Source organism: Sandarakinorhabdus limnophila DSM 17366 (assembly GCF_000420765.1).
In the GTDB taxonomy this organism is placed as follows: Bacteria; Pseudomonadota; Alphaproteobacteria; order Sphingomonadales; family Sphingomonadaceae; genus Sandarakinorhabdus; species Sandarakinorhabdus limnophila.
Map to the genome: position 1 here is coordinate 220,566 of NZ_ATVO01000003.1, position 25,335 is coordinate 245,900.

Genomic DNA, 25,335 nt, shown 5'->3' on the forward strand with positions numbered 1-25,335 from the left:
CCCTGGCGCCCGCCTTGGCTTGCGCGGGCGGCGCTTGTTGCGCCGGGTGCTGCGTGTCACCCGCAACGATAATTTCTATCCACGGCTTGAAGTGCTGGCGGCGGCGGCCACCATCATCATGGGCTGGTCCAGCTATGCGCTGCTCACCCGCCGCGAAGTGCCGGCCACTGGTGCGTCGCAGCCGCTGGTGGCGCTGGTGCTGGTGGCCTGTCTGGTCCCGGCAATGCTGCTGGTGGTGCTGATCGGCCGGCGGTTTGCCATATTGATCACTAACCGGCGCAAGGGCCTGGCCGTTGCCCAGCTGCACCTGCGCCTGGTGGCGCTGTTTGCCGGTATTGCGGCCGTTCCCACACTGCTGGTGGTGGTGTTTGCCTCGCTGTTGTTCCAATTCGGCGTGCAATTCTGGTTTTCCGATCGGGTGAAAACCATTCTCGACAGCTCCAACCAGGTCGCGCAGGCCTATGTTGAGGAAAACCGCCAGCGCATCGGCGATGATATCGTGGTGATGGCCGCCGACGTGGCCAGTTATGCCCGCGATTTCGGCGAAGGCACGCCGCTCTATCGCCGCGGCCTCGATTTCCAGGTGGCCGGCCGCACACTGACCGAAGCCGCCGTTTTCCGCATGACGGCCACCGGCCTGCAACTGGTGGCGGCCAGCGGCGCTTCGGCCAGCGAAGTGCAGGCGCATGTCGCCGACATGAATCTGGCCCGCGCCAACGCCACGCCCGTCACCCTGATCGGCGCGGGTGAGGATCGGGTGGAGTCCGCGGTTGGCGTGCCGGGCAGCCCCGGCACCTTCCTTTATGTCAGCCGCAAGGTTGATCCCGCCGTGCTGGCCCGTGCCAACCAGGCCGCCGGCGCGCTGGGCGAGTATAATGCGCTCACCGAACGCAGCCGGGTGATGCAGTTGCGCTTCAACCTGATCCTGATGGCGGTGTCGCTGCTCACGCTGATCGTCGCCATCTGGTTTGCGCTTTGGCTGGCCAATCGCCTTGTAGCGCCGATCGCGCGCCTGGCCAGCGCTGCCGAACGGGTGGGCGATGGCGATCTGGATGTGCGGGTGCCGGTGCGCGGCCAGGCCGATGAAATCGGCGTGTTGGAACGCGCCTTCAACCGCATGACCAGCCAATTGAAGGCGCAGCAAACCGCGCTGCTGGGCGCCAATGACGAACTGGATACCCGCCGCCGTTTCACCGAAGCGGTGCTGGCCGGCGTGTCGGCGGGCGTCATGTCGATCACGCCGGAAGGGGTGATCCGCGTCGCCAATGCTTCTGCCGCTGCGCTGCTGGCGCTGCCGCATCGGGTGCTGCGCGGGCAAATGCTGCAGGATGTGGCGCCCGAACTGGCTGATCTGCTGGAACAGGCGCGGCAGACCGGTGACGCCGCCGGGCAGGTGCGCATCGAGCGCGGCGAGGAGACACAGACATTGGCCGTGCGCATCGGTGCGGCCGAAGCAGCGGAAGGCCGGGCCGAAGGCTTTGTGCTCACCTTTGACGATATCACCGCGCAACTCGCCGATCAGCGCCGCGCCGCCTGGGCCGATGTTGCCCGCCGCATCGCGCACGAGATCAAGAACCCGCTCACCCCGATCCAGCTTGCCGCCGAACGCCTGCAGCGCAAGTTCGGCCGCCAGATCGACGAGGACGCCGAGACCTTTGCGACGCTGACCAGCACCATCGTCCGGCAGGTGGGTGACCTGCGGCGCATGGTGGACGAGTTTTCCGAATTTGCCCGGTTGCCGCGCCCGGTGTTTGCCTCCGAAGCGCTCGACCGCCTGCTGCGGCAGGCGCTGGTGCTGCAGGAAGTCGCCTTCCCGGCGATCCGCTTCACCTTGAGCGGCCCCACCGATCTGGCGCTGGTGTGTGACCGCCAGCAACTGGGCCGCGCGCTCACCAACCTGATCAAGAACGCCGCCGAAAGCGTTGTGGCGCGGGTTGAGCGCGATGGTGATGAAGCCACTCCCGGCCTGATCGCCATCAGCGTGGCCGCCGATGAGCATTTCGTGCGCATCAGCGTTGCGGACAACGGCCTGGGCTTCCCGGCGGAAGACCGTATGCGCCTGCTCGAACCCTATATCACCACCCGGGCGCGCGGCACCGGGCTCGGCCTCGCCATCTGCGCCAAGATCATCGAAGATCACGGCGGCCAGCTTGAACTGGCCGATAATCCCGATGGCCCCGGTGCGATGGTGATCGCCCGCATCAGCCGGCACCTTGCCGCCGAACCGCAACCCGGTCTGCCCCTGCCGGCTGCCGCCACCACCTCCGCCTGAGAAGGACTGCCCCACAATGGCCCTTGATATACTGATCGTCGACGATGAAGCCGATATCCGCGAGCTGGTGGCCGGCGTGCTGGGCGATGAGGGCTTTGAAACCCGCACCGCTGCCCATGCCGAAGGCGCACTCGCGGCGCTGGCCGAACGCCGGCCCAGCCTCGTCATCCTCGATGTCTGGCTGCAGGGCAGTAGCATGGACGGGATCGAACTGCTGGACGCCATGAAAGCCCGCGATCCGACCCTGCCGATCGTGGTGATTTCCGGGCACGGCAACCTCGATACCGCGGTCGCCGCCATCAAGCGCGGCGCCTATGATTATATCGAAAAGCCGTTCCAGGCCGAGCAATTGCTGCTGGTGGTGCGCCGCGCCACTGAAACCGAGCGCCTGCGCCGCGAATATGAGGCGCTGAAGGAGCGGGTGGGCATTGATATCGAGCTTACCGGCACGAGCCCGCAGATCAACCAGGTGCGCGCCACCTTGAAGCGGGTGGCCGCCACCGGCAGCCGCGTGCTGATCAGCGGCCCGGCCGGTTCCGGCAAGGAAGTCGCCGCCCGCCTGCTGCACCAGTGGAGCCCGCGCATCGATGCGCCGTTCGTGGTGGTTTCGGCCGCGCGGATGACGCCGGAGCGGGTGGAAGAGGCGCTGTTCGGGGTGGAGGAGGGCGGCGAGAATGTCCGCGCCGGCCTGCTGGAACAGGCGCATGGCGGCACGCTGTTCCTCGATGACGTGGCCGACATGCCGATGACGACCCAGGCCAAGATCTTGCGCGTGCTCACCGAACAGGTGTTCCAACGTGTGGGCGGTGCGCGCTGGGTGCGGGTGGACGTGCGGGTGATTTCGGCCACCAGCCGCGATCTGGCCGCCGAAATCGCCGCCGGCCGCTTCCGCGAGGATCTTTATTACCGGTTGAACGTGGTGCCGGTGCGGTTGCCGCCGCTGTCGGAACGGCGCGAGGACGTGGCCGAACTCGCCCGCTATTTCCTCACCCGCTACGCCGCCGAACGCGGCATGCCGACACCCGATCTTTCGGAAGACGCGGTGGCGGCGCTGCAAACCTATGATTGGCCGGGCAATGTGAGGCAGCTCAGGAACGTCATCGAGCGCACGATGATAATGGCGCCCAGCACCAGCATGGCGACACTGGAGATCGACATGCTGCCATCCGAAGTGACGGCGGAGCCTTCAAGACTGATGCCCGGTCAGGCGGCGCGATCGATCATGGGGACGCCGCTGCGCGAAGCCCGCGAAGCGTTCGAGCGTGAATATCTGCGCGCGCAGATCCGGCGTTTTTCCGGCAATATCAGCCGCACCGCCGCCTTCATCGGCATGGAACGCAGCGCCTTGCACAGGAAACTGAAGGCGCTGGGTCTGGCCGATGAGCCGGGTGCCGAGGACGTTACCGAGGAATAAGTCGCGGCTTGCCAGAGCGGCCGGCTTGCGTAACACTGCTTGCAGGGTTGGGGCATTCCCGTGGGGAAACGCCATGAAACCGCCTGTGTGGGCCAGTACGGCCGGATTCCTGATTGGATTGGTGCTCGTGTGGTGGCTGCGGCCGGAAACCACCGAAGGCGCTGCGCTTGTCATCATCGTGTGCACGGCATTGCTCACGCTGGGCGGTATCATCGTGCAATCTGTTCGCGGCAGGAAAGCGCCGCCGGCAGGGGCGGAGGACGGCAAATGAAAGCGCTTGCTGCATTAACGCTGATGCTGGCCGTCGCGGGCTGCGCAAAGCAGCCGCCGCCAGACTCCTCTGCGCCGGTTGAATCCGTTGGCCCTGATGAACCGATTGTTGGCGCACCGCGGGAAGAGCCGCCACCACCACCACCACCACCATCGCCGGTGGTCGAGGCGCGGCCACCTTCTGCCGGCCGTCCGCCAACCAGTGCGCGACCTCCGGCGGCAGCTCGTCCGCCTGCTGTCCGGCCGATGGCGATTGCCACCCGCATCTTCCTGGCCGGAAACGAGCCGATTCCTGGCCAGTTCGGCGCGATTGCCGTGGTGATCTTCCCCAACGGCTCTGATCCGGCCCGGCTGCAGCAGGTGTGCCGGGCCTTTGTTGCTGTGCTCGACGACAGCGGCGAAGTGAGCGAGCGACTGCCCGATGCCGCCCAGATGGTGACGATCTGGCCGGTGAAAAACGGCAGCGCCGTGCCGCGTTCGGGCGTGGTGTCCAGCGCTGCGGAGGCGGATCGCCTGTGCACAGCGGCGGCGGCCAATTATGATTATCTGCGCGCCCAACAGGCCATGGCCGGGCTGCCGTCCGCCGAACGCCTGGCCCCGGCCACGCGCGGGCCACTGCTGGCGGCCTGGGCACCGGGTGCCGATTTCGGCCGCCAGCATGTCTCCATCCTGCGTTATGATCTGTCGGGCATTGCCGGCCAACAACGGCTGATCGGCGCGATGCAGGTCTGGAAAGACAAGATCGAGCGTCAGCCCGAATTGTGGCAATCGGGCTGGAATACCACCAAGGTCAGATTGTGGCTGTCAACGCAGGTCGATGAACTGGGTGCCCAAATCGGTGCCGCAATGAAACTGGTCAACGACAGTTTCTGAACTGCCTGTGACGAAACACGTATTTGAAAATGCGCTTTTCCATCCTTATGTCGTTGTTGCGGCGGCATGTGGCACGCCCAAGAACAAGAGGATGGCCCGATGGCGGACAAGCCCAACACCCTGCAGGACAAGTTCCTGAACACCGTGCGCAAGACGCGCACCCCCGTCACCATGTTCCTGGTCAATGGCGTCAAGCTGCAAGGGGTCATCACCTGGTTTGATAATTTCTCGGTGCTGTTGCGCCGCGACGGCCACAGCCAACTGGTGTACAAGCACGCCATCTCGACCGTGATGCCGGCGACTCCGCTGCAGCTGTTCGAGGCCGAAACCGAAGATTGAGAGACAGAATTTGGGTTATCAACCACCACAGGCCGGCGAACTCACCATCGGCGGCTTTGATGAAGCACGTGGCATCCGCACCGGTTCGCGCGCCATCGTTATCCTGCCGCACATCCTTGCCAAATCCGCCAATGCCCTGCGCTCGCCCGAAGCCAAGCTGGCCGAGGCGGAGGGCCTGACGCGCGCCATCGCGCTCGATGTTGTCCATTCCGAAGTGGTGAAGCTGCGCAATGTGCAGGTCTCGCGCTTGCTGGGCAGCGGCCAGATCGATCGTCTGGCCGGCCTGGTGGCGGCGATGGAGGCCGAAGTGGTCATCATCGATGGCCCCGTTACCCCGGTGCAGCAGCGCAATCTGGAAAAACTGCTGAAGGCCAAGGTGATCGATCGCACCGGGCTGATTCTGGAAATCTTTGGCGAGCGCGCCAGCACGGCGGAAGGCACGTTGCAGGTCGAACTGGCGCATCTGCAATATCAGGCCAGCCGCCTGGTGCGCAGCTGGACCCACCTTGAACGCCAGCGCGGCGGCTTCGGCTTCCTCGGCGGCCCTGGCGAATCGCAGATCGAGGCGGACAGGCGCCTGATCCGCGACCGCATTGCCCGCCTGCGCAAGGAACTGGAGGAAGTGCGCCGCACCCGCGGCCTGCACCGCAAGCAGCGCCAGAAGGCGCCGTGGCCGGTGGTGGCGCTGGTTGGCTATACCAACGCCGGGAAATCCACCCTGTTCAACCGGCTCACCGGTGCCGAGGTGCGCGCCGAGGATCTGCTGTTCGCCACGCTCGATCCCACCATGCGCGCCATCAAGTTGCCGGGGCATGACAAGGTGGTCTTGTCGGATACGGTCGGCTTTGTCTCCGATCTGCCGACCCAACTTGTTGCTGCCTTCCGTGCCACGCTGGAAGAGGTGATGGAAGCTGATCTGATCATCCACGTGCGTGACATCAGCCACCCCGACAGCGACGCGCAGGCGCAGGACGTGGTCGATGTGCTCACCAGCCTGGGCCTCGCGCCCGGCCAGCGTGAAACGCCGATGATCACGGTGTTCAACAAGATCGACGCGCTTGATGCCGAACAGCGTGAAATTGTGCTGAGTCAGGCTGGCGATGATGCCATACCGGTATCGGCGCTCACGGGCGAAGGGCTGGATCGGTTACAGGCCGCCATGGACCTGACGCTGCGCGCCGGCGCCCGCGTGCACCGCATCACGCTGCCGATGAGCGATGGCCGCAGGCTTGCCTGGCTGCACAGCCATGGGGAAGTGGTCGGCCAATCCGGGGACGAGACCAGCCTGACCGTCAACGTACGCCTTTCAGACAAGGACAAGTCGCGGTTTGACGCGATGACATAAGAATTGGGGAGCTGAGCCATTAGGCCTTCCCCCGGCGGCGATGCTTTGGCACAAGACGCCATGCCCGCCCGCTTTCCCCTTTTGGCGCTGGCCGTGGCCCTTGTGGCCGCGCCGGTTCGTGCCGATGAAACCCCGGTCTCACCGCAGCAGCAGGCGGCGTTTGCCGATTGGCTGAACCTGTATCGCGCAGAGGCCACGGCGCGCGGGTTGAAACCGGAATGGCTGGACACGGCGTTGACTAATGTGAGGCTGGTGCCGCGCGTGATCGGCGCCGATCGCAATCAGCCCGGCGGCAGCGCCAAACCGATCCGCTTCCCCGACTATCTGGCCAGCAAATTCCGCGGCGACCGCATCCCGCACGGCCAGCGCCAGTTTGCCGCCAATCGGGATTTGCTCGCACAGGCCGAAACCGCCAGCGGCGTGCCGGCGGCCGTGATTGCGGCGATCTGGGGCATCGAAACCAGCTATGGCCGTGTGCTTGGCCGCTATGATCTGCCGTCCGCGCTGGCGACGCTCGCCTTTGATGGCCGTCGCCGTGATCTGTTCACCCGTGAACTTGATGCCGCCGTGCAAATGGTGGGCGAAGGCCGGGTGGCGCGTGAAGCGATGAAGGGGAGCTGGGCCGGCGCCTTTGGCCAGACGCAGTTCCTGCCCAGCTCCTATCTTGCCTATGGCCGCGATGGTGATGGCGATGGCAAGATTGATCTTTGGGGCAGCCAGCCCGACGTGTTCGCTTCCATCGGCCATTATCTGGCCAAAAGTGGCTGGCAACCGGGCGAGGCCTGGGGTTTCCGCACATTGGTGCCTGATGGCTTTGATCGCAGCGCTGTTGCCGCCGCCGAACCACCCACCCGCTGCGTCACGCCGTTGTCGCGCCATTCGGCGCTGAAACCGGCGCGCGAATGGCGGGCGGCGGGCTTCACGCCGGTCAACGGCAGCTGGCCGGCCGATGATGTGGTGATGAGCCTGATCGAACCGGACGGGGCGGGGCAGGGCGCCTATCTTGTCACCCGCAGCTATCGCGCGGTGCTCGGCTACAATTGCTCCAATCTCTATGCCCTGTCGGTCACGCTGCTGGCAGATGCCATCAGCTTGGCCGGGGCCGCCGCATCGGCGCCGGTGGCCGCCCCCGTGGTGGCAGCGAGCAGCCCGCAATGAGTCGGTTGCTGTTGCCGGTGCTGGCCGTCCTTGCCGTTGCGGCCTGTGGCGGGAAGCCCGCGCCGCGCATTGTAAATGCACCGCCACCGCCGCCGCCGCCGCGATTGGTTGACGTGTCGGACGATTCAGCCGCCGTGGCCCGCGACGCCGCGAAGCTGGGCAACTGGCCTGTGAAGATCGGCAAGCCGTATCAGGTCGCGGGCATCACCTATTATCCTGCCGATGAGCGTGATTACCGCGAGGACGGCGTTGCCAGTTGGTATGGCCCTGGCTTCCACGCCGGCAGCACCGCAAACGGCGAACGCTATGACCAGGATGATCTTACCGCCGCCCACCGCACCCTGCCGATGCCGAGCTGGGTGGAGGTGGAAAACCTGGACAACGGCCGCAAGTTGACCGTGCGCATCAACGATCGCGGCCCGTTTGCGCGCGGACGCATCATCGATCTGTCGCGCAAGGCGGCGCAGTTATTGGGCGTTGATCGCGCCGGCACCGCCCGCGTGCGCCTGCGCCGCGTCTATCCGGGTGGACGAAGCGAAATTGCACCGCCACCGCCACCGCCGTTCGTCGTCGCATCGGCACCGGTCGCCCCTGTCACCACAATTTCCTTGCCCACGGCCAGCCGCGAACCCGCACGCGCAACAACGTCCACCGGCGCCAACTGGCTGGTGCAGGTGGCGGCGCTGGGCGACGGCGGCCGCGTTTCCTGGCTGAAGGGCTTCCTTTCCAGCTTCGGCCCGGTGTTGACCGAAAGCCTGCCCGGCGGCCTCACCCGTGTGCGGCTTGGCCCCTTTGGCAGCGAAACCATGGCCAGCGCGGCGCTGGCGCAGGTGCGCGCTGCCGGCTATGCCGACGCCAGACTGATTCCTCCCACCACATCACGCTGATTGACCCAAGGACGAAAATTCTGATGCGCCTGATTGCTCCGATTGCTTTGTTCCTTGCCGCTACGCCCGCCCTTGCGCAGGCCCCGGCCTATACCACCGCGGCGCCCATCGCTTTCCTGAAGGACCTGCAGACCGGTCGCATCCTGTTGGCCAAGGATGCCGACAAGCGCATCCCGCCCGCTTCGATGGGCAAGATGATGAGCGTCTATGTTGCCTTCAAGCTGATCAAGTCGGGCGAAGCCAATCTGGAACAGCCGATCCTGGTGCGTGAGGAAACCTGGAAGAAGTGGAACAACCAGGGCAGCACCATGTTCCTGGACGTGAACAGCCAGGTGAGCGTTGAAAACCTGCTGCACGGCATCGTCACCCTGTCGGGCAATGACGCTTGCGTGGTGCTGGCCGAAGGGCTGGGCGGTACCGAAGCCAATTATGTCGCGCTGATGAACCGCGAAGCCAAGCGCCTGGGCCTGAAGAGCAGCAATTTCGCCAACACCAATGGCTGGCCTGATCCGAACGAATATGTGACCGCCCGCGATCTGGCCATGATCGCCGAAGCCACTATCCGCGATTTCCCCGATCTCTACGCCCGCTTCTACCAGAAGGAAGGCTTTACGTGGGGCAAGACCATGGGTGCCGGCCAGGCCATCACCCAGGGCAACCGCAATCCCTTGTTGGGCAAGGTGGCTGGCGCCGATGGCCTGAAGACCGGCCACACCGAAGAGGCCGGCTATGGCTTCACCGGTTCCGCCGTGCAGAACGGCCGCCGCCTGGTGATGGTCGTCGCCGGCCTGCCCAGCTTTGGCGAGCGCGTGTCCGCCAGTGTCGATTTCATGAACTGGGGCTTTGCCGCCTGGCAGAATATCCCGCTCGGCAAGAAGGGCCAGGTGATGGGCAAGGTTGCCATCAGTGGCGCTGCCGATCCGTCCATCGACGCGGTGGCTGGCAAGGACCTGTTTGTCACGCTGCCGCGCGGTTTCGGCATGGAGCGCAAGACGAGCGTTGAAGCGCTGCCCGGCTTGTCCGCACCGCTCAAGGCCGGCCAGCAGGTCGGCAATCTCGTGGTCACCATGCCCGGCCAGCAACCGCTCAAGGCGCCGTTGGTGACTCCGGTCGCCATCGAGGAAGCCGGCATGTTCCGCCGCGCGTGGAACTGGCTGATGAGCTTCTTCGGCTGATGAAGACTGGCCGTTTCATCACGCTGGAAGGCGGGGAGGGGAGCGGCAAGTCCACGCAAGGCCGGCTGCTCGCCGAGGCGTTGCGAGCCGATGGCCACGAGGTGCTGCTGACCCGCGAACCGGGCGGCACGCCGGGTGCGGAAGCCATTCGCAGCCTGCTGGTGACCGGCGATCCCGATCGCTGGACGCCGTGGAGCGATGCACTGTTGATGACGGCCGCGCGTGTTGATCACGTCGCGCGCGTCATACGCCCGGCGCTGGAACGCGGCGCCACGGTGATCTGTGATCGTTTCATCGACTCCACTCGCGCCTATCAGGGGGCGGGACGCGGGCTGGAAGATGCGGCGCTGATCGATCTGCACAACCAAGCGGTTTGCCTGTGGCCTGATCTCACGCTGGTGCTGCTGCTCGATGAAGCCGAAGGGCTTGCCCGGGCGGCGGCGCGGGGCGGTGCGGAAGCTCGCTTTGAAGCCATCGGCGGCGATTTCCACGCCCGCGTGCAGGAATTTTTCGTGGCATTGCCCAAGGCCGAGCCGGCCCGCTGCAAGGCCGTCAACGCCGGCGGCAGCATCGACGATGTGGCAGGGCGCCTCCGGGACGCGCTGTGCTGATCGGCCACCAAGCCCAGATCGAGGCCTTGACCGCCGCCTTCACCGGTGGCCGTCCGCATCACGCCTGGCTGCTGGTCGGCCAGCAGGGGCTGGGCAAGGCGAGCTTTGCGCGGGAGGCGGCAACCTGGCTGCTGGCCGGCGCACCGCGCGGTGATGGATTTGCCGTGCCGCCCGAAGGCGACGCCGCCCGCCTGATGGCCGCAGGATCGCACCTCGATTATCGCCTGATCGAACGCACCGAAGCCAAGACCGGCAAGCTGCGCAGTGAAATCGTTATCGGCCAGATCGTGCGCCGGCCTGACGGCGAGGGGCAGCCGCTGCGCGAGTTCCTGTCGGGAACACCGATGCTGGGCCCGCGCCGTGTGGTGGTGATCGATGCGGCTGACGACATGAATCGCAACACAGCCAACGCCTTGCTGAAAAGCCTTGAGGAGCCGTCGGAAGATACGGTTTTCCTTCTGGTCAGCCACTCGCCCGGCCGGTTGCTGCCCACCATTCGCTCGCGCTGCCGCACGTTGCGCTTTTCCCGCCTCACCGACGCAGAAGTCTCCCGCGTTCTGGCCAGCGCTGATCTGGAAGGCGAGGACGAAAACCTGCTCGTGCGCCTGGCCGAAGGCTGCCCCGGCCGCGCCATCGCCCTGGCCGGCGCCGGCATCACCGCGCTGGAACGCGATCTGGGCCAACTTGCCGATCTGCCGCCGCAGATTGCCAACCCGGCCGCCCTGATGCTGGCGCGCGGGATTGGCGGCAAGGGCCGGGAAGGGCGCTATGCCGCGCTGCTCGATCGTGTGCCGGCTTTGATCGCCGATCGCGCCCAACGCCTGACCGGCCCGGCGCGGGGGGCGGCCATTGCCGAATGGGAGGCCGCCAGCCGTCTCGCCCGCGAAGCCGTGCCGCTGCAACTGGAACCGGGGCAGGTGGCGCATCGTCTCGCCCTGCATCTGGCCGCCGTGCCTGCTTGAATCTGGGACCATATTGCCCCATTGGCCGTGGCCATGAGCAAGCCCCGCTTCTACGTCACCACCGCCATCGCCTATCCCAACGGCCGCCCGCACATGGGCCATGCCTATGAAGCGATCGCCACCGATGTCATCGCCCGCTTCAAACGGCTCGATGGTTTTGATGTGCGCTTCCTTACCGGCACAGACGAACATGGCCTGAAGATCGACCAGGCCGCCCGCGCCGCCGGCAAGCCGCCCAAGGCCTATGTCGATGACATGGTGGCGCCGTTCCAGTCGCTTCATGAATCCCTCGGGATCAGCTTCGACCGTTTCATCCGGACCACCGATGATGATCACAAGGCGCTGGTGCAGGCGCTGTGGCAGCGCATGGCGGCCAATGGTGACCTGTATCTGGGCCGCTATGAAGGCTGGTACTCGGTGCGCGACGAGGCCTATTATGACGAAGGTGAACTCGTTACCGGCGAGGATGGTGGCAAGCTCTCTCCCAACGGCGCGCCGGTCGAATGGACTGTGGAGGAAAGCTGGTTCTTCAAGCTTTCGGCCTATCAGGACAAGCTGCTGGCGCTGTACGAGAGCCACCCCGAGTATATTCAGCCCGCTAGTCGTTTCAATGAGATGCGCGCCTTTGTTGCCGGCGTGCTTTCGGATCTGTCGGTCAGCCGCACCAGCTTCACCTGGGGCATCCCGGTGCCGGGGGATGAGCGCCATGTGATGTATGTCTGGCTCGACGCGCTGGCCAATTATCTCACCGGGGCAGACGCAACTGGTCGGGGCAGCCTCGATGGCGAATGGTGGCCGGCCGATCTGCACGTTGTGGGTAAGGACGTGGTGCGCTTCCATGCCGTTTATTGGCCGGCGTTCCTGATGTCTGCCGGGATCGCGCTGCCCAAAACCGTGTTCGGCCACGGTTTTCTTCTCAACCGCGGCGAGAAAATGTCGAAATCGCTCGGCAATGTCGTCGATCCGGCCGCCATGGTGGACCGCTTCGGCGTTGATCGCCTGCGTTGGTTCCTGTGCCGCGAAGTCGCTTTTGGTGATGACGGCAGCTACAGCGACGAAGCCATCGTGGAGCGTACAAACGCCGATCTGGCCAACGGCATCGGCAACCTGGCCCAGCGCAGCCTGTCGATGGTGGCCAAGAACCTCGGCGGCGTGATGCCGGTGCGCGGCGAGGCTGGTGAAACGGAATTGCGCCTGAAGGAGGCATTCCTGTCCGGCAGCGAAGCCTATTTCACCGCCATGAACGCGCTGGCGCTACACAAGGCTCTCGATGCGTTGATGGCCATGGTCGCCGCCGCCAACGGCTATTTCGCCGAGAATGCGCCGTGGGCGCTGGCCAAGACCGACGTGGCCCGCATGGCCGAAGTGCTGGCCGCCACGCTTGACGCCACCCGCCGCATCGTCATCCTGGCCCAGCCCTTCATGCCGGCCAGCACGACGCAGCTGCTCGATCAGCTGGGCGTGGCCGCTGATTTGTGTGATTTCAATGGCTTCAACACGCCGGTTGACGCCGGCACGCAACTGCCGGCCCCGGCCGGCGTGTTTCCGCGCATCACGCTGGAAGGCTGACGACGTGCTGATCGACAGCCATTGCCACCTCAACTACGCCAGCCTGGGTGAAGATGTGCCCGGCGTGCTCGCACGCGCCCGCGGCGCCGGGGTGGGTGGTTTCCTCGCCATTTCCTGCCGGGAAAGCGAGTGGGACGGCGTGATCGCCATAGCCGATGCGCACGACGGCGTTTGGGCCAGTGTCGGCATCCACCCGCACGAGGCTGACGAACATCCCGATACCGACGCCGCGACGCTTATCGCCGCAAGCCATCACCCGCGCGTTGTCGCCATCGGCGAGACCGGTCTCGATTATTATTACGACAAGTCGGACCGGGAACGACAGAAGACCAGTTTCCGCAGCCATATCCAGGCCGCGCGCGCCACCGGCCTGCCGCTGATCGTCCACACCCGCGATGCTGAAGCTGATACGCTGGCTTTGCTGAAGGAGCCGGGCGAGGGGCCGTTGACCGGCGTCATCCACTGCTTCACCGCCAGCCAGTCCTTTGCAGATGAGGCGCTTGCGCTGGGTTTCTACATTTCGCTGTCAGGCATCGTCACCTTCAAGAACGCCCGTGATCTGCAGGAAACCGCCAAGACCATCCCCGCCGATCGCCTGCTGGTGGAAACGGACTCGCCCTATCTCGCCCCCGTGCCGATGCGCGGCAAGACGTGTGAACCGGCCTTCGTCGCCCACACCGCGCGTTTCCTGGCCAATCTGCGTGGCGTGAGCGAGGCGGAACTTGCCGCCAGCACGACTGCCAACTTCCACGCGCTCTTCACGAAAGCGGCATGAAGATCACCATCCTCGGCTGCGGCACGTCCAGCGGTGTGCCTCGCATTGGCGGGCCGGATGGGGCAGGGAACTGGGGCCTGTGCGACCCTGAAAACCCCAAGAACCGCCGCCGCCGCGTCTCCGTGCTGGTCGAAGCCGCCGGCAAGACCGTTCTGATCGATTGCGGGCCGGATTGCCGCGAACAGTTGCTGTCGGCCAAGGTGGCGCACCTTGATGCGGTGATCATCACCCATGATCACGCCGATCACGCCCATGGCATCGATGATCTGCGCCAGGTCTTCCACGCCATGCGGCGCCCGGTCGACGTGTGGGCTAGCCGGGCGACATTCGCTGTGCTGAAATCGCGCTTTGATTATGTGTTCTTTGGCGCTGCTGGCTATCCCGCCACCTGCACGGCCCATGATTTCGAACAACCGGTAATGCTGGGTGATCTGTGCATCACTCCGTTCCCGCAACCGCACGGGGACATTGAATCGACCGGCGTTCGCTTCGATCATGATGGAAGGTCGTCAGCCTATTCCACTGATGTAAAAGACTTTGATGTTCGTGCCGATGCCGCGTTGACCGGCCTTGATCTGTGGGTGGTCGATGCGCTGCGCCGCGAACCGCACCCGACGCACACGCATCTGGAACAGACGCTGGCATGGATCACTGAGCGCCGGCCGGGCAGGGCAGTGCTCACCCACATGGATCAATCGATGGACTATGAAACCCTGCGCGCCGAACTGCCGGCCGGGGTGGAGCCGGGCTTTGACGGCCAGGTGATCACGCTATAGCGCAAGGACCGCGAACCCGAGCGCTGCCGCCAGGCTGGTGAGGCTGGCGACAATGCCAACCAACAGCGGCTTGGGCCCGGCCTTCAATATTTCGCCCAATGGTGACCGGATGGCGGTTGCCGCAACTGATACAGCCAGCATCCAGCTCGAAACATCAGCTGCAAAACCAGAGACTTGTGCCGGAATGATGCCCGTTGAGTTGATGCCGGCCACCACGAAGAAGCCCACCACGAACCACGGCAGCAACGGCGCCGCGCGCTTGCCGCCGCTGATCTTCAATGGCTGCGGAAAGGCCAGCGCAACCAGCGCCAGCACCGGGGCCAGCAGCGCGACCCGAGCCAGTTTCACAATGGTGGCCGTTTCACCGGCCGCAGGCGAGAATGCATATCCGGCACCCAGCGTCTGCGCGACGTCGTGGATCGAGGCGCCAAGCACGAAACCGGCCTGCAAGTCGTTCAAATTGAACAGTTCGCAGATTGCCGGATACAGCACCAGGGCCGCGCTGCTCATCGTGGATGTGCCGACCAGCACCAACGTGAGTTCGGCCTGGCGCAAGCGACGCTCGCCCAATGTGGCGGACAATGCCATAGCCGCCGAGGCACCGCAGATGGCGACAGCGCCGCCGGACAATGTGCCGAAAGCCGAGGAAAACCCAAGGCTGCGCGCCGCCAGCACGCCAGCGCCCATGGTGATGCCAACAATGGCAACCACCGCCAGCAGCGATTGGGGACCCAGCGCCACGATCTGTTCCAGCGTGATGCGCGCTCCCACCAGCACGATGGCCCAGCGCAGCAGTTCGCGGCTCGCGAGTGTCAGGCCGGGCGTGAGCCGCCGATCAGCCGACAGGAAATTCATGGCGAGCCCGATCAGCAGCGCCAGCAGCGTGAGCGGCGCGCCATAACGATCCGCCAGTGATGCCGCCGCCAGCGTGGCCAACACGGCGACCATCAAACCGGGCAGATAATCGCGCCAGCGTGTCGCCGGTGTGCGTTCAATGTCGCCGTAAAGATCGGCGGCCTGGGGCAATTGATTGGCGGCATCCATCGGTGCAGGGTTAGGCGGTTGCAGGGATTTCGCCAAGGGGGCGCTGATAGTCTCAGTATGTATTAAACATAATATATATTATCAGGCAATCATATTATCCAAAGCGCGGTAGGGCGTGGCACTCCCCGCCTGTCTGAACCGATTGAAACCAGTTCAGCACTGCGGCAGTGAAGCGGCATGGAAACGCTCTCGCTCACTCGCCTCGCCACCATCATGGCCGCCCTTCGCCACAAGGAGAATGGCTGCCCGTGGGATCTGGCCCAGGATTTCGATACGATCGCGCCATACACGATCGAGGAAGCCTATGAAGTGGCCGAAGCCATCGCGATGCGGGACATGGCGGAATTGAAGAAGGAATTGGGCGATCTGCTGTTCCAGGTCGTCTTTCACAGCCGCATGGCCGAAGAAGCCGGGCATTTCGCGCTCGCCGATGTGGTGACCGCCCTGTGCGAAAAGATGGAACGTCGCCATCCGCATATCTTCGGTGACGGCACCCGCGCCAGGGATGCAGATACCCAGAAGGACGAATGGGAACGCATCAAGGCCGAAGAACGGGCCGCGGCCGGTGCACCGGAAAAGCCGGTTTCGGCGTTGGATGGGGTGGCGACGGCCCTGCCCGCCTTGATGCGCGCCGAAAAGCTTCAGGCCCGTGCGGCGCGAGTCGGGTTCGAATGGCACGATGTGTCCGGCGTGCGCGCCAAGCTGGACGAGGAACTGGCCGAATTCGACGCCGCCACGGATGACGCCCACCGCGCCGAAGAGATGGGCGACGTGCTGTTCGTGCTTGCCAATCTGGCCCGCCGCCATGGCATCGATCCGGAAACCGCCCTGCGTGCCGGCAACGCCAAGTTCGAACGCCGATTCAAGGCGATGGAGTCGCTGGCCGGGCCGGATTTCCCGGCGCTGCCGCTCGATGCGCAGGAAGATTACTGGCAACAGGTGAAGGCCGCCGAACGGCGTTGACGCGCCCGGCTCTGCCCTTACACATTGCGACGGGGGAGAAATACAATGCCAATCGATCGTCGTCTGTTTCTGGCCGGTGCAGCCGGCGTTTCGCTGGCCGGGGGCGCCAACGCCACATTGATCGCGCCGGGTGCCAGTGCGGCTGAAGCCCGCGCACTGGAAGCCGTTGCCGCCTATCTGGAGGCACACCGCCGGCATTATGGCCTGCCGGCGATGGGCATGGTGGTGGTGGCCGGCGGGCGGCCCTTCACCATAAATTCCGGCACCCGCGATTATCGCGAGACACAGCCGCTGGGCGGCGATGAGTTGTGGCAGATCGGCAGTATTTCCAAGAGCTTCCTGGCGCTGGCCTGCCTGTCGCTGCAGGCCGAAGGCAAGTTGACGCTGGACGATGAGCTGCGCCAGCACCTGCCCGAAGCCCTGTTGCCGGGCGTGTCATCGGGCGGGCCCTTTACCATCCGTGGCTTGCTTGATCACACCACCGGCCTGCCGGATTTCGCGCCGGCGCTGGGCGAGAAACTGTGGCGCAGTTTCAACGCCGGCAAGGGCTGGAGCTATAGCAACACCGGTTATGATCTGGTCGGCCAGGCGCTGTCGCGCATCGAAGGCAAGCCGGTGAAACAGATCATCGAAGAACGTGTGTGCACGCCGCTGGGCATGACCGACACGCGCGGCGCCATCCAGTGGCGCGATCGCAGCCGCTATCCGGCCAGTTACAGCCCCTTGCGGCCCGATCGGCCGGTGTTGACCGGCATGGCGCTGGCACCGGCGCCGTGGGTGGATGCCAATCTGGCGGCCGGCTCGGTGGCGGCGCCGCTGGCTGACATGGCTCGCTATCTGAATTTCCTGATCGCGGTTGGCCAAGGCAAGGGCAGCCCGCTGCTCACCGATGCACAGGCGCGGCTGTGGCTGGAAAATCCGGTGGTGCAGGATCCGGCAAACCCAGCGGAGACTTATGGCCTAGCCCTGATGCACCGCGCCGATGAAGGCCGGGCGCTGCTGCACCACACCGGCGGGATGGTGTGTTTTTCCTCGTCTTTCCATGTCGATGCGGCGGCGGGGCTGGGCGCCTTTGCCAGCTGCGCGGTGGGCGGAATCAATTATCGGCCGCGGCTGATCACGCTCTATGCGCTGCGGGCGCTGCGGGCGGCGGCGGCCGGCGCTGCCATTCCCGCACCGCCGGCTCTGGGCGCCCTGCCCGCCGACGCCGGCGATTTTGTGGGCAGCTACAGCGACGGCCAGGCCAAACTGGACATCTTGCCCGGCCTTATCGTGGTGCTGGATGGCGCGCGCGTGCCGTTGCAGGCGCAAGGTGGTGGCCTGTTCGTGACTGCACATCCGGGCTTGGTGGAGTGGCCACTGGTGGCAGTGCGCCGCGAAAAGGCGGTGATCGCACTTGATCACGGCAGCCGGCGCTTTGTGCGATCGGGCGTAAACGCGCCCCTGCCCGCAACCACGCCCGAAATCGCGGCCCTGGCCGGCCATTATCAAAGCGATGATCCGTGGATTGGCGGCGTCAGTATCGTGGCGCGGGGCGACCAACTCTATCTGGGCGGTGCCGGTCTCCTGCGTCGCACCGGCAAGGTGGATTTCGTACCGGCTGATCCGGCCAACAGCCCTGAACGCTTGCGATTTGAGGCGCAAGTGAACGGCGTGCCGCAGGTGGTGATCTGGTCAGGCCGCCGGCTTGAGCGGCGGGACGTTTAGCGCAACGCAGCGATCGCGGCCCGCCAAATCCGGGTGCAGGCTGGCGGTGAAGCCGTGGTCAGCCGCCATGGCCATCAGCGCCGGGCCCTGCTTGTGGCCGATTTCCAGCACCGCCAGGCCGCCGAGGTTCAGCAGGCCGGGCAGTTGCGGCACAATGCGGCGATAATCGTCGAGGCCCTTGCCGCCGGCAAACAAGGCGCTGGCCGGTTCAAAGGTGCGGACCTCCTCCGAAAGCTCTTCGGTTTCAGCGATATAGGGTGGATTGCTGAGGATCAGATCGAAGCGTTCATTCAGCCCTTCCCCCCAGTCGCCGAGCTGGAAATTGGCGCGGCCAGCAAGGCCGGTGGACTGCGCATTTTCCTGCGCCACAGCTAGGGCCGCCAAGCTGGCATCGACACCAAGCCCGGTCGCGTTCGGCCATTCCGAGAGGCAGGCCAGCAGGAGCGCGCCCGAGCCTGTACCCAGATCAAGGATGCGTGCTGGTGGGTGGGCGCAAAGCTTGAGGGCCACCTCCACCAGCGTTTCCGTGTCAGGGCGCGGGATCAGCACAGCGGGGCTGACCTTGAGGGTGACTGACCAGAATTCGCGGGTGCCGGTGATGTGGGCGACGGGTTCGCCATTGGCGCGGCGTTCAACCAGTTTTTCATAATCTTGTGGATCGAACTTGCAATCTGGATTCAGCAACAGATCGCCACGCGAGCAGCCGAGATGATGGGCGAGCAGCACTTCGGCATCCAGGCGCGGCGTCTCCCCGCCGATGCGGGCGGCAGCTTCATTCAACGCGTCGACGGTGCGGATCACCCCAAACTCGCCAGGCGCGCCGCTTCATCTTCGGCGATCAGCGCGGTCACCAGTTCATCCAGCCCGCTGCCAGCCAGGATTTCGGGCAGACGGTGCAGTGTGAGGTTGATGCGGTGGTCGGTCACCCGGCCTTGCGGGAAATTGTAGGTGCGGATGCGTTCGCTGCGGTCGCCACTACCCACCATCGCCTTGCGATCGGCGGAGCGCGTGTTGGCCAGGCGCTCGCGTTCGGCATCGAACAGGCGGGTGCGCAGCAATTTCAGCGCCTTGGCCTTGTTCTTGTGCTGGCTGCGTTCATCCTGAACGGCCACCACCACACCGCTGGGGATGTGCGTGATGCGCACCGCGCTGTCGGTGACGTTCACGTGCTGGCCACCGGCGCCAGAAGCGCGGAACACGTCGATGCGCAAGTCCTTCTCGTCGATGGCGACGTCCACATCTTCGGCTTCCGGCAGCACGGCAACAGTGGCGGCGCTGGTGTGGATGCGGCCGCCGGCTTCCGTGGCCGGCACGCGCTGCACGCGATGGACGCCGCTTTCGAACTTCAACCGCGCAAACACCCCGGCGCCCGACACGCTGGCGATGATTTCCTTGAAGCCGCCCACATCGGACGCGCTGGCGGAAAGGATTTCCCAGCGCCAGCTATGGCTTGCCGCATAACGTTCATACATGCGTGCAAGATCACCAGCGAACAGCGCGGCCTCGTCCCCACCCGTTCCGGCGCGGATTTCCAGGACCGCGGACCGATCATCGGCGGCATCGCGCGGCAGCAGTTTCAGCGCCAGCGCGCGCTCGGCGGCCGGCAGCCGCGCATTGATGCTGGCCAGTTCTTCCTGCGCGATGCCGTGCATTTCGTCGGCAGCCGGAATGGCGGCCAGTTCGTCGCGTTCCGTGATCAGTGCCCGCCACGCCTGCGCCGCCTCCACCAACGGCGTCAGCTCGGCATAATCCTTGGACAGCGCCACGAACTGTTCGGGCGGCAGTGCCGGATTGCCCATGTCGTGCGCCAGGGCGGCATGGCGGCGCTCGATCTGGGCGATGCGCTCAAGCGGCAGCGTCATCCCGGCAAGTCGCTCGCGTTTAACGTGTAGCGACCTGAAATCGCCGCTGCTGCGCGCTCGAACAAGCCAATCTGCTCGTCACGATCTTCCGTCAGATAACGGGCGTAGACGTAGGGCGGGGACTCCACATTCTCCCGTTTGACGAAGAAGATGCCGGCGTTGCCACGCTTCTTCGACAGCTCGATCTGGCGCTTCGCCTTGGCGGCAAAGTGCCGCTCGATCGCGAAGCCGGCCTGACGCAGCAGCGCCGAGACGATCAGCGCGTCGGTCTCCAGTTCGGGCGCATCCGCGATGACGGTGAACACGTCGTCCGCTGACGGCCCCACAACCAGCATCGCCAGACGCTCGATCCCCGCGGCCCAGCCCACGGCCGGCGTTTCCGGGCCGCCCATGTGGCCGATCAGGCCGTCATAACGCCCGCCGCCCAGCACCGTGCCCTGCGCGCCCAGGCTCTGCGTGATGAATTCGAACACGCTGTGGCGATAATAATCCAGCCCGCGCACCAACCGTGCATTGCGCGTCCAGGCGATGCCGCTGGCTTGCAGACCGACCTGCAACCGTTCGAAGAACTGGCCGGCCTCTACCGTGAAATAATCGTCGATCTGCGGCGCGTTCGCCACCAGTGCGGCGTCGCCAGCATCCTTGCTGTCCAGGATGCGCAGCGGGTTGGCGTCCAGCCGGCGCTGGCTGTCTTCGCTCAAATCGCCACGATGAGCGGCGAAATAGGCCGCAACGGCGGCGCTCCATGCAGCGCGTGTTTCCGGATCGCCCATCGAATTGAGGGTCAGTTCCACGTCGCCCGCCACGCCCAGTTCTTCGAGCAGATGCTGGCCCAGTGCGATCACTTCCACGTCTGCCGCCGGCTCGCCCGCGCCCAGGATCTCGGCATCGAGCTGGTGGAACTGGCGGAACCGGCCCTTTTGCGGGCGTTCATAGCGGAACAAGGGTCCCCACGCCGCCAGCTTCAACGGCGCCAATTGCTGCCAGCCGTTTTCGATGTAGGCGCGCGCGATGCCGGCGGTGAATTCCGGGCGCAGGCACATGGCATCGCCGCCGCGATCCTGGAATTCATACATTTCCTTGGAGACCACGTCGGTCGTCTCGCCCAGCGAGCGCGCGAACACGGCGGTCGCTTCGAACACCGGCACTTCCACCCTGCCGAAGCCGTGCAGCTTGCGCACGCGGTTGAACGTTTCGATCACATGATCGAAGCGGGCGGCGGCCTCGCCGATCATGTCCTGCGTGCCCCGAGGTTTTTGGGGCGGTTTCTGGGGTGCCTTGCTCATGGTCGCGCCAATAGGGCAGCACCGGGATGCGCGCAACGCCCCCCTTCCCTGCCGCGCCGCGCTTCGCTAACCAGCGACCATGCGCACCTTCCTTCTCCTCGCTTCCGCCCTCATCGCTGCTCCGGCGCTTGCCCAACGCTCCATGCCGCAGCCACTGCCGATCGTGGATGCGGTGCCGGCGGCAAAGGATGTGCCCTTCCCCGGCACGCTGCGCCTGCATGTGGATACCACCGATATGCTGCATGGCGTGTTCAAGGTTGAGGAAACCATCCCGGTGCCGCCCGATCTTGCCGGCAAGAAGATGGCGCTGCTGTTCCCGAAATGGCTGCCCGGCAAGCACGCGCCGCGCGGCGAGATCGAGAAATTGGCGGGGCTGGAAATCCGTGCCGGCGGCCAGCTGCTGCGCTGGCAGCGTGATCCGGTTGATGTCTATGCCTTCTGGGTGGAGGTGCCGGCCGGTGCCACCGCGCTCGATGTGCGCTTCCAGTTCCTTTCCGCCACCGATGGCCCACAGGGTCGCATCGTGGTGACGCAGGACATGATGAACCTGCAGCCGAACAGTGTCTCGCTTTATCCGGCGGGCTGGTTCACGCGCCAGATTCCGGTGTCCCTGTCCGTCACCTGGCCGCAGGGTTGGCAGGCCGGTTCCGCCATGCGGGAAACCAGCCGCGATGGCAGCCGCGTTTCCTACCAGACGGTCGACTATGAAACCCTGGTGGACAGCCCGTTCTTCGCCGGCCGCCATTTCGCCAAATGGGATCTTGGCCAGAATGTCACGCTCAACGTGGTCGCCGATGATGCGCGCTTCCTGAAGGCCAATGATGAACAGATCGGCAAGCACAAGGCGCTCGTCACCCAGGCGGTGAAGCTGTTCGGCACCCGCCAGTTTGATCATTATGATCTGCTCTTGTCGCTCACCGAAAAGATGGGCGGCATCGGGCTGGAGCATCACCGCTCTTCCGAAAACGGTGTCGATACCGGCTATTTCACCGATTGGGATCGCGGCCCTGGCCGGCGCAACCTGTTGCCGCACGAATTCACCCACAGCTGGAACGGCAAGCATCGCCGCGGTGCCGATCTGGTGACGCCGGATTTCCGCACGCCGATGCGCAATTCGATGCTGTGGGTATATGAAGGGCAAACGCAATTCTGGGGCTATGTGCTGCAGGCGCGTTCCGGGCTGGTGAAGGTGGAAGACACGCTCGACCAGCTCGCCACCATCGCCGCCACGCTGGACAACCGCCCGGCGCGCAGCTGGCGCAGCCTGGATGATACCACCAACGATCCGATCATCACGCCGCGCGCGCCCAAGGGCTGGCTTAGCTTCCAGCGCAGCGAGGATTATTACACCGAAGGCTTGCTGATCTGGCTGGAAGCCGATGCCATCATCCGGCGGGAAAGTGGCGGCGCCCGCAGCCTCGATGATTTCGCGCGGCGCTTTTTTGGCACCGGCGACGGCGATTGGGGGGTGAAACCCTATGATTTTGCCAGCCTGGTGGCTGAACTGAACGCGGTGCAGCCCTATGATTGGGGCAGCCACCTCACGCGACGGTTGACGGAAAAGGCCGACGGCGCGCCGTTGAAGGGCCTGGAACTGTCGGGCTGGAAGCTGGTCTATACCGACAAGCCCAGTGCCGCCTTCACCGATGCCAACCGGCGCCAGGTCAATCTGCTGTTTTCGGGCGGCCTGCTGCTTGGTCTTGCCGGCAAGGTGGAACAGGTGTTGTGGAACAGCGCCGCCTATGATGCCGGCCTAGCCGTGGGCGATGTGCTGCTGGCCGCGAACGAACTGCCATTCAGCGATGATGCGCTGCGCGCCGCGGTGGCAGCGGCAAAGGGCGGAGCCACGCCGATCAAGCTGGTGGTGAAGACTGATGATCGCGTGCGCACGGTGGAGTGGGCGTGGACGGGCGGGCTGCGCTATCCGCGGCTGGAACGCATCGGGGCGGTGAAGCAGACGCCGCTGGAAATGCTGCTCAGCCCGAGGAAGTAGGTCCTAACCCAGCGCCTTCAGCCCGACGATGCAGCCGATCAACCCGGCAATCAGCAGGCCACGCACGATCGACATCGGTTCGGCATAGAAGGCCACACCGATGATGGCGGTGGCCGCCGCGCCGATACCGGCCCAAACTGCATAGGCCGTGCCCATCGGAATCTGCCGCCCGGCCAGCGCCAGCAGTCCCATGGAGGCGGTGACCGACAGCAGGAAGGCGATCAGCGCGCCGATATTGCGGCCGCCATCGATATGGCGCAGCGCGGTGGTGAAACCCGCTTCGCACAAGCCGCCTGCCAGCAGTGCCACCCAGGGCCCGATCATCGCCATATCCGTTCCTTCCGCGTCAATTGGACCGTGGACAAGAGTGTCGCAGCCCCGTAACCCGCGCCCGAGAAGAATATAGGAGAATCCAGTCCCATGCGTATCGACTCGATTCCGATTGGCGTTGCCCCGCCGCAAGATGTCAATGTTGTCATCGAATGCCCGATGGGCGGTGAACCGGTGAAATATGAGCTGGACAAGGCGAGTGGCGCGTTGTTCATCGATCGCATCCTGCACACGCCAATGCGTTATCCGTGCAACTATGGCTTCATCCCGCACACGCTGGCCGATGATGGCGATCCCATCGATGCGCTGATCGTGGCGCGCACGCCGTTCATGCCAGGCTCCATTGCCCGCGTGCGCCCGGTGGGCGTGCTGATGATGGAAGATGATGGCGGCGGTGATGCCAAGCTGATCTGCGTTTCCGTCAACAAGGTCTATCCCTACTACGACGATGTGCAGGAATATACCGATCTGCCCAAGATCGTGCTCGATCAGATCGAGCATTTCTTCAGCCACTACAAGGATCTGGAACCCGGCAAGTGGGTGAAGTGCCAGGGCTTTGAAGGCAAGGCCACGGCCGAGCGGCTGATCATGGAATCGATCGAGCGCTACAACGCCGAGAAGGAAGGCCGCCTGATGGTCGAGCACAAGGAACATCCGGGCGCACCGCGAGGCTAAACCTTGGCGCTGGGTACAAGAAAGGGCGGTCCGTTTGGGCCGCCCTTTTCTGTTCGTGGTGCTACCCTGCCGCCAGCGCCGTGAGCGCTTCGCCTTCCACCCGCATCACCGTCCATTCGTCCATCAACTTCGCGCCAATCGCCGTGTAGAAGCCGATGGCCGGCGTGTTCCAATCAAGCACGCTCCATTCGAAGCGGGCATAGCCGCGCGCCACGGCCAAACCGGCCAGATGCACGAGCAGCGCCTTGCCCAGCCCGGAACCGCGTGCGGTAGGCATGACGAACAGATCTTCGAGATAGAGCCCGGGCTTGCCCGTCCAGGTCGAAAAATTGGTGAAGAACAGCGCCATGCCCACCGGCAGCCCATCCTGCTCGGCCAGCACACATTCCGCTGCAGGGCGTTCGCCAAACAAGGCGCGCGCCAGATCATCGTGCGTGGCCTTCACCGCGTCCGGCTCCTTTTCGTAGATCGCCAGTTCGACGATCAGGCGATGGATGGCGGGTATATCGGCAAGTGCGGCGGCGCGGATCATGGCTGCCGCATTGGCGGGAGTTCAGGCGCGGCGCAAGCCCCGCAGCCACAGGGCCAGCCCTGCGAGGCTCCACGCCAGCACCAGCGCCAGCAGCGACTGCAGCCAATTTTCGTCAATCAACCACACCAGCGCCGCCATTTTGGCGAGGCCCACGCCCAGCCACAGACCGGCGCTGGCAAGACGGATCACAGCATCCGCCCCATCGCCTTGAACATCCACATCACGCTGAAGAAGGCGAGGCTCACCGATGGCACCGCGAATACCCAGTAACGCGCGCCCCGGTCCACCCGATCTGGCATCCACAGCCGCTTCAGCAGCCAGGCCAGTGCGGCCGGTCCGGTGAGGCCGGCGATCCAGGTGATGCGGTCGCCATCAAAGCCGAGGCCGATGGCTTCGAGCAGCACGACCAGTGCGCCCAGGCCGAAACACCAAAGCGCGACGGCATAGCCATAGGCCACCGCCTGCTGGCGCACGGGTTCTTCCACCCGGCGCGGCCGGGGCGGTCCGCCATGCATGG

At 65.0% G+C, this 25,335-nt stretch carries 25 protein-coding genes and 1 pseudogene; 18 read left to right on the forward strand and 8 right to left on the reverse strand.

Annotated features, from left to right (window positions below):
• Window positions 1-34 precede the first annotated feature (34 nt).
• The 14 genes and pseudogenes from G566_RS13105 (at window position 35) to G566_RS0101240 (ending at window position 14,426) form a co-directional block, all read left to right on the forward strand.
• On the forward strand, window positions 35-2,272 hold the full coding sequence (locus G566_RS13105; RefSeq protein ID WP_169522735.1) for a sensor histidine kinase NtrY-like: 2,238 nt from the start codon (window positions 35-37) through the stop codon (window positions 2,270-2,272).
• Between the two features lie 16 nt (window positions 2,273-2,288).
• Window positions 2,289-3,686 carry a nitrogen assimilation response regulator NtrX gene (ntrX, locus tag G566_RS0101180; RefSeq protein WP_022678852.1) on the forward strand — a complete coding sequence of 466 codons (1,398 nt, stop codon included), beginning with the start codon at window positions 2,289-2,291 and terminating at the stop codon, window positions 3,684-3,686.
• Between the two features lie 73 nt (window positions 3,687-3,759).
• Window positions 3,760-3,957, forward strand: a complete 198-nt coding sequence (locus G566_RS0101185; RefSeq protein WP_022678853.1) for a hypothetical protein — start codon at window positions 3,760-3,762, stop codon at window positions 3,955-3,957.
• Window positions 3,954-4,829 carry a hypothetical protein gene (locus G566_RS0101190; protein ID WP_156874384.1) on the forward strand — a complete coding sequence of 292 codons (876 nt, stop codon included), beginning with the start codon at window positions 3,954-3,956 and terminating at the stop codon, window positions 4,827-4,829. The genes G566_RS0101185 and G566_RS0101190 overlap by 4 nt, the downstream gene beginning before the upstream one ends.
• 99 nt (window positions 4,830-4,928) lie before the next feature.
• Window positions 4,929-5,156 (forward strand): annotated as a pseudogene (hfq, locus tag G566_RS0101195) (RNA chaperone Hfq); the annotation flags it as partial.
• A 22-nt stretch (window positions 5,157-5,178) separates the two neighbouring features.
• On the forward strand, window positions 5,179-6,513 hold the full coding sequence (gene hflX, locus G566_RS0101200; RefSeq protein WP_022678856.1) for a GTPase HflX: 1,335 nt from the start codon (window positions 5,179-5,181) through the stop codon (window positions 6,511-6,513).
• Between the two features lie 60 nt (window positions 6,514-6,573).
• Window positions 6,574-7,671, forward strand: a complete 1,098-nt coding sequence (locus G566_RS13110; RefSeq protein ID WP_022678857.1) for a lytic murein transglycosylase — start codon at window positions 6,574-6,576, stop codon at window positions 7,669-7,671.
• Entirely contained in the window at window positions 7,668-8,558 is an 891-nt protein-coding gene (locus G566_RS15840; RefSeq protein WP_022678858.1) for a septal ring lytic transglycosylase RlpA family protein, read from the forward strand. The genes G566_RS13110 and G566_RS15840 overlap by 4 nt, the downstream gene beginning before the upstream one ends.
• 23 nt (window positions 8,559-8,581) lie before the next feature.
• The gene (locus G566_RS0101215; RefSeq protein WP_022678859.1) at window positions 8,582-9,733 is read left to right on the forward strand and encodes a D-alanyl-D-alanine carboxypeptidase family protein; all 1,152 of its coding nucleotides are present in this window, start codon (window positions 8,582-8,584) and stop codon (window positions 9,731-9,733) included.
• The gene (tmk, locus tag G566_RS0101220) at window positions 9,733-10,344 is read left to right on the forward strand and encodes a dTMP kinase (protein ID WP_029131109.1); all 612 of its coding nucleotides are present in this window, start codon (window positions 9,733-9,735) and stop codon (window positions 10,342-10,344) included. The genes G566_RS0101215 and tmk overlap by 1 nt, the downstream gene beginning before the upstream one ends.
• Window positions 10,338-11,306 (forward strand): AAA family ATPase, encoded by a 969-nt coding sequence (locus G566_RS0101225; protein ID WP_022678861.1) that lies wholly within the window; start codon window positions 10,338-10,340, stop codon window positions 11,304-11,306. Before tmk ends, G566_RS0101225 begins: the two co-directional genes overlap by 7 nt.
• Window positions 11,307-11,339: 33 nt before the next feature.
• Window positions 11,340-12,875 carry a methionine--tRNA ligase gene (metG, locus tag G566_RS0101230; protein WP_022678862.1) on the forward strand — a complete coding sequence of 512 codons (1,536 nt, stop codon included), beginning with the start codon at window positions 11,340-11,342 and terminating at the stop codon, window positions 12,873-12,875.
• Window positions 12,876-12,879: 4 nt separating this feature from the next.
• Entirely contained in the window at window positions 12,880-13,650 is a 771-nt protein-coding gene (locus tag G566_RS0101235; RefSeq protein WP_022678863.1) for a TatD family hydrolase, read from the forward strand.
• Window positions 13,647-14,426: an MBL fold metallo-hydrolase gene (locus G566_RS0101240; protein WP_022678864.1), complete on the forward strand. Its 780-nt coding sequence runs from the start codon at window positions 13,647-13,649 to the stop codon at window positions 14,424-14,426. The genes G566_RS0101235 and G566_RS0101240 overlap by 4 nt, the downstream gene beginning before the upstream one ends.
• On the opposite strand, the gene G566_RS0101245 is transcribed toward G566_RS0101240, so the two are convergent.
• Window positions 14,421-15,470: a YeiH family protein gene (locus G566_RS0101245; RefSeq protein ID WP_022678865.1), complete on the reverse strand. Its 1,050-nt coding sequence runs from the start codon at window positions 15,468-15,470 to the stop codon at window positions 14,421-14,423. The genes G566_RS0101240 and G566_RS0101245 overlap by 6 nt on opposite strands.
• A gap of 177 nt (window positions 15,471-15,647) precedes the next feature.
• On the opposite strand from G566_RS0101245, the gene mazG reads away from it, so the two are divergent.
• Together mazG and G566_RS0101255 are read left to right on the forward strand one after the other, a co-directional pair.
• Window positions 15,648-16,433: a nucleoside triphosphate pyrophosphohydrolase gene (gene mazG, locus G566_RS0101250; protein ID WP_022678866.1), complete on the forward strand. Its 786-nt coding sequence runs from the start codon at window positions 15,648-15,650 to the stop codon at window positions 16,431-16,433.
• Window positions 16,434-16,478: 45 nt separating this feature from the next.
• Window positions 16,479-18,140: a serine hydrolase domain-containing protein gene (locus G566_RS0101255; RefSeq protein ID WP_022678867.1), complete on the forward strand. Its 1,662-nt coding sequence runs from the start codon at window positions 16,479-16,481 to the stop codon at window positions 18,138-18,140.
• Here G566_RS0101255 and prmC read toward each other — a convergent pair.
• The 3 genes from prmC to hisS are packed head-to-tail and all read right to left on the reverse strand — an operon-like array spanning window position 18,108 to window position 21,288.
• Entirely contained in the window at window positions 18,108-18,938 is an 831-nt protein-coding gene (gene prmC / locus G566_RS0101260; protein ID WP_419185332.1) for a peptide chain release factor N(5)-glutamine methyltransferase, read from the reverse strand. The genes G566_RS0101255 and prmC overlap by 33 nt on opposite strands.
• Entirely contained in the window at window positions 18,938-20,002 is a 1,065-nt protein-coding gene (gene prfA, locus G566_RS0101265) for a peptide chain release factor 1 (RefSeq protein ID WP_022678869.1), read from the reverse strand. Before prfA ends, prmC begins: the two co-directional genes overlap by 1 nt.
• A complete protein-coding gene (gene hisS / locus G566_RS13120) occupies window positions 19,999-21,288 on the reverse strand; it encodes a histidine--tRNA ligase (protein ID WP_022678870.1) in 1,290 nt (429 codons plus the stop codon). The genes prfA and hisS overlap by 4 nt, the downstream gene beginning before the upstream one ends.
• 79 nt (window positions 21,289-21,367) lie before the next feature.
• Here hisS and G566_RS0101275 point away from each other — a divergent pair, with 79 nt between their 5' ends.
• Window positions 21,368-23,281: a M61 family metallopeptidase gene (locus G566_RS0101275; RefSeq protein WP_022678871.1), complete on the forward strand. Its 1,914-nt coding sequence runs from the start codon at window positions 21,368-21,370 to the stop codon at window positions 23,279-23,281.
• A 3-nt stretch (window positions 23,282-23,284) separates the two neighbouring features.
• On the opposite strand, the gene G566_RS0101280 is transcribed toward G566_RS0101275, so the two are convergent.
• Window positions 23,285-23,611, reverse strand: a complete 327-nt coding sequence (locus G566_RS0101280) for a DMT family transporter (RefSeq protein ID WP_022678872.1) — start codon at window positions 23,609-23,611, stop codon at window positions 23,285-23,287.
• A gap of 90 nt (window positions 23,612-23,701) precedes the next feature.
• On the opposite strand from G566_RS0101280, the gene ppa reads away from it, so the two are divergent.
• The gene (gene ppa, locus G566_RS0101285) at window positions 23,702-24,286 is read left to right on the forward strand and encodes an inorganic diphosphatase (RefSeq protein WP_022678873.1); all 585 of its coding nucleotides are present in this window, start codon (window positions 23,702-23,704) and stop codon (window positions 24,284-24,286) included.
• Between the two features lie 61 nt (window positions 24,287-24,347).
• Here the strand turns inward: ppa and G566_RS0101290 are convergent, their stop codons facing one another.
• The 3 genes from G566_RS0101290 to G566_RS0101300 are packed head-to-tail and all read right to left on the reverse strand — an operon-like array spanning window position 24,348 to window position 25,333.
• Window positions 24,348-24,818: a GNAT family N-acetyltransferase gene (locus tag G566_RS0101290; protein ID WP_022678874.1), complete on the reverse strand. Its 471-nt coding sequence runs from the start codon at window positions 24,816-24,818 to the stop codon at window positions 24,348-24,350.
• Between the two features lie 21 nt (window positions 24,819-24,839).
• Entirely contained in the window at window positions 24,840-25,007 is a 168-nt protein-coding gene (locus G566_RS15240; protein ID WP_022678875.1) for a hypothetical protein, read from the reverse strand.
• On the reverse strand, window positions 25,004-25,333 hold the full coding sequence (locus G566_RS0101300; protein WP_156874386.1) for a hypothetical protein: 330 nt from the start codon (window positions 25,331-25,333) through the stop codon (window positions 25,004-25,006). Before G566_RS0101300 ends, G566_RS15240 begins: the two co-directional genes overlap by 4 nt.
• Window positions 25,334-25,335 lie beyond the last annotated feature (2 nt).

What these genes read in the sequence shown, in the direction of transcription:
- ntrX (WP_022678852.1), top strand. Translation starts at nt 2,289, where the DNA reads ATGGCCCTTGATATACTGATCGTCGACGATGAAGCCGATATCCGCGAG.
- G566_RS0101185 (WP_022678853.1), top strand. Translation starts at nt 3,760, where the DNA reads ATGAAACCGCCTGTGTGGGCCAGTACGGCCGGATTCCTGATTGGATTG.
- G566_RS0101190 (WP_156874384.1), top strand. Translation starts at nt 3,954, where the DNA reads ATGAAAGCGCTTGCTGCATTAACGCTGATGCTGGCCGTCGCGGGCTGC.
- G566_RS13110 (WP_022678857.1), top strand. Translation starts at nt 6,574, where the DNA reads ATGCCCGCCCGCTTTCCCCTTTTGGCGCTGGCCGTGGCCCTTGTGGCC.
- G566_RS15840 (WP_022678858.1), top strand. Translation starts at nt 7,668, where the DNA reads ATGAGTCGGTTGCTGTTGCCGGTGCTGGCCGTCCTTGCCGTTGCGGCC.
- G566_RS0101215 (WP_022678859.1), top strand. Translation starts at nt 8,582, where the DNA reads ATGCGCCTGATTGCTCCGATTGCTTTGTTCCTTGCCGCTACGCCCGCC.
- tmk (WP_029131109.1), top strand. Translation starts at nt 9,733, where the DNA reads ATGAAGACTGGCCGTTTCATCACGCTGGAAGGCGGGGAGGGGAGCGGC.
- metG (WP_022678862.1), top strand. Translation starts at nt 11,340, where the DNA reads ATGAGCAAGCCCCGCTTCTACGTCACCACCGCCATCGCCTATCCCAAC.
- G566_RS0101240 (WP_022678864.1), top strand. Translation starts at nt 13,647, where the DNA reads ATGAAGATCACCATCCTCGGCTGCGGCACGTCCAGCGGTGTGCCTCGC.
- G566_RS0101245 (WP_022678865.1), bottom strand. Translation starts at nt 15,470, where the DNA reads ATGGATGCCGCCAATCAATTGCCCCAGGCCGCCGATCTTTACGGCGAC.
- mazG (WP_022678866.1), top strand. Translation starts at nt 15,648, where the DNA reads ATGGAAACGCTCTCGCTCACTCGCCTCGCCACCATCATGGCCGCCCTT.
- G566_RS0101255 (WP_022678867.1), top strand. Translation starts at nt 16,479, where the DNA reads ATGCCAATCGATCGTCGTCTGTTTCTGGCCGGTGCAGCCGGCGTTTCG.
- prfA (WP_022678869.1), bottom strand. Translation starts at nt 20,002, where the DNA reads ATGACGCTGCCGCTTGAGCGCATCGCCCAGATCGAGCGCCGCCATGCC.
- hisS (WP_022678870.1), bottom strand. Translation starts at nt 21,288, where the DNA reads ATGAGCAAGGCACCCCAGAAACCGCCCCAAAAACCTCGGGGCACGCAG.
- G566_RS0101275 (WP_022678871.1), top strand. Translation starts at nt 21,368, where the DNA reads ATGCGCACCTTCCTTCTCCTCGCTTCCGCCCTCATCGCTGCTCCGGCG.
- G566_RS0101280 (WP_022678872.1), bottom strand. Translation starts at nt 23,611, where the DNA reads ATGGCGATGATCGGGCCCTGGGTGGCACTGCTGGCAGGCGGCTTGTGC.
- ppa (WP_022678873.1), top strand. Translation starts at nt 23,702, where the DNA reads ATGCGTATCGACTCGATTCCGATTGGCGTTGCCCCGCCGCAAGATGTC.
- G566_RS0101290 (WP_022678874.1), bottom strand. Translation starts at nt 24,818, where the DNA reads ATGATCCGCGCCGCCGCACTTGCCGATATACCCGCCATCCATCGCCTG.
- G566_RS0101300 (WP_156874386.1), bottom strand. Translation starts at nt 25,333, where the DNA reads ATGCATGGCGGACCGCCCCGGCCGCGCCGGGTGGAAGAACCCGTGCGC.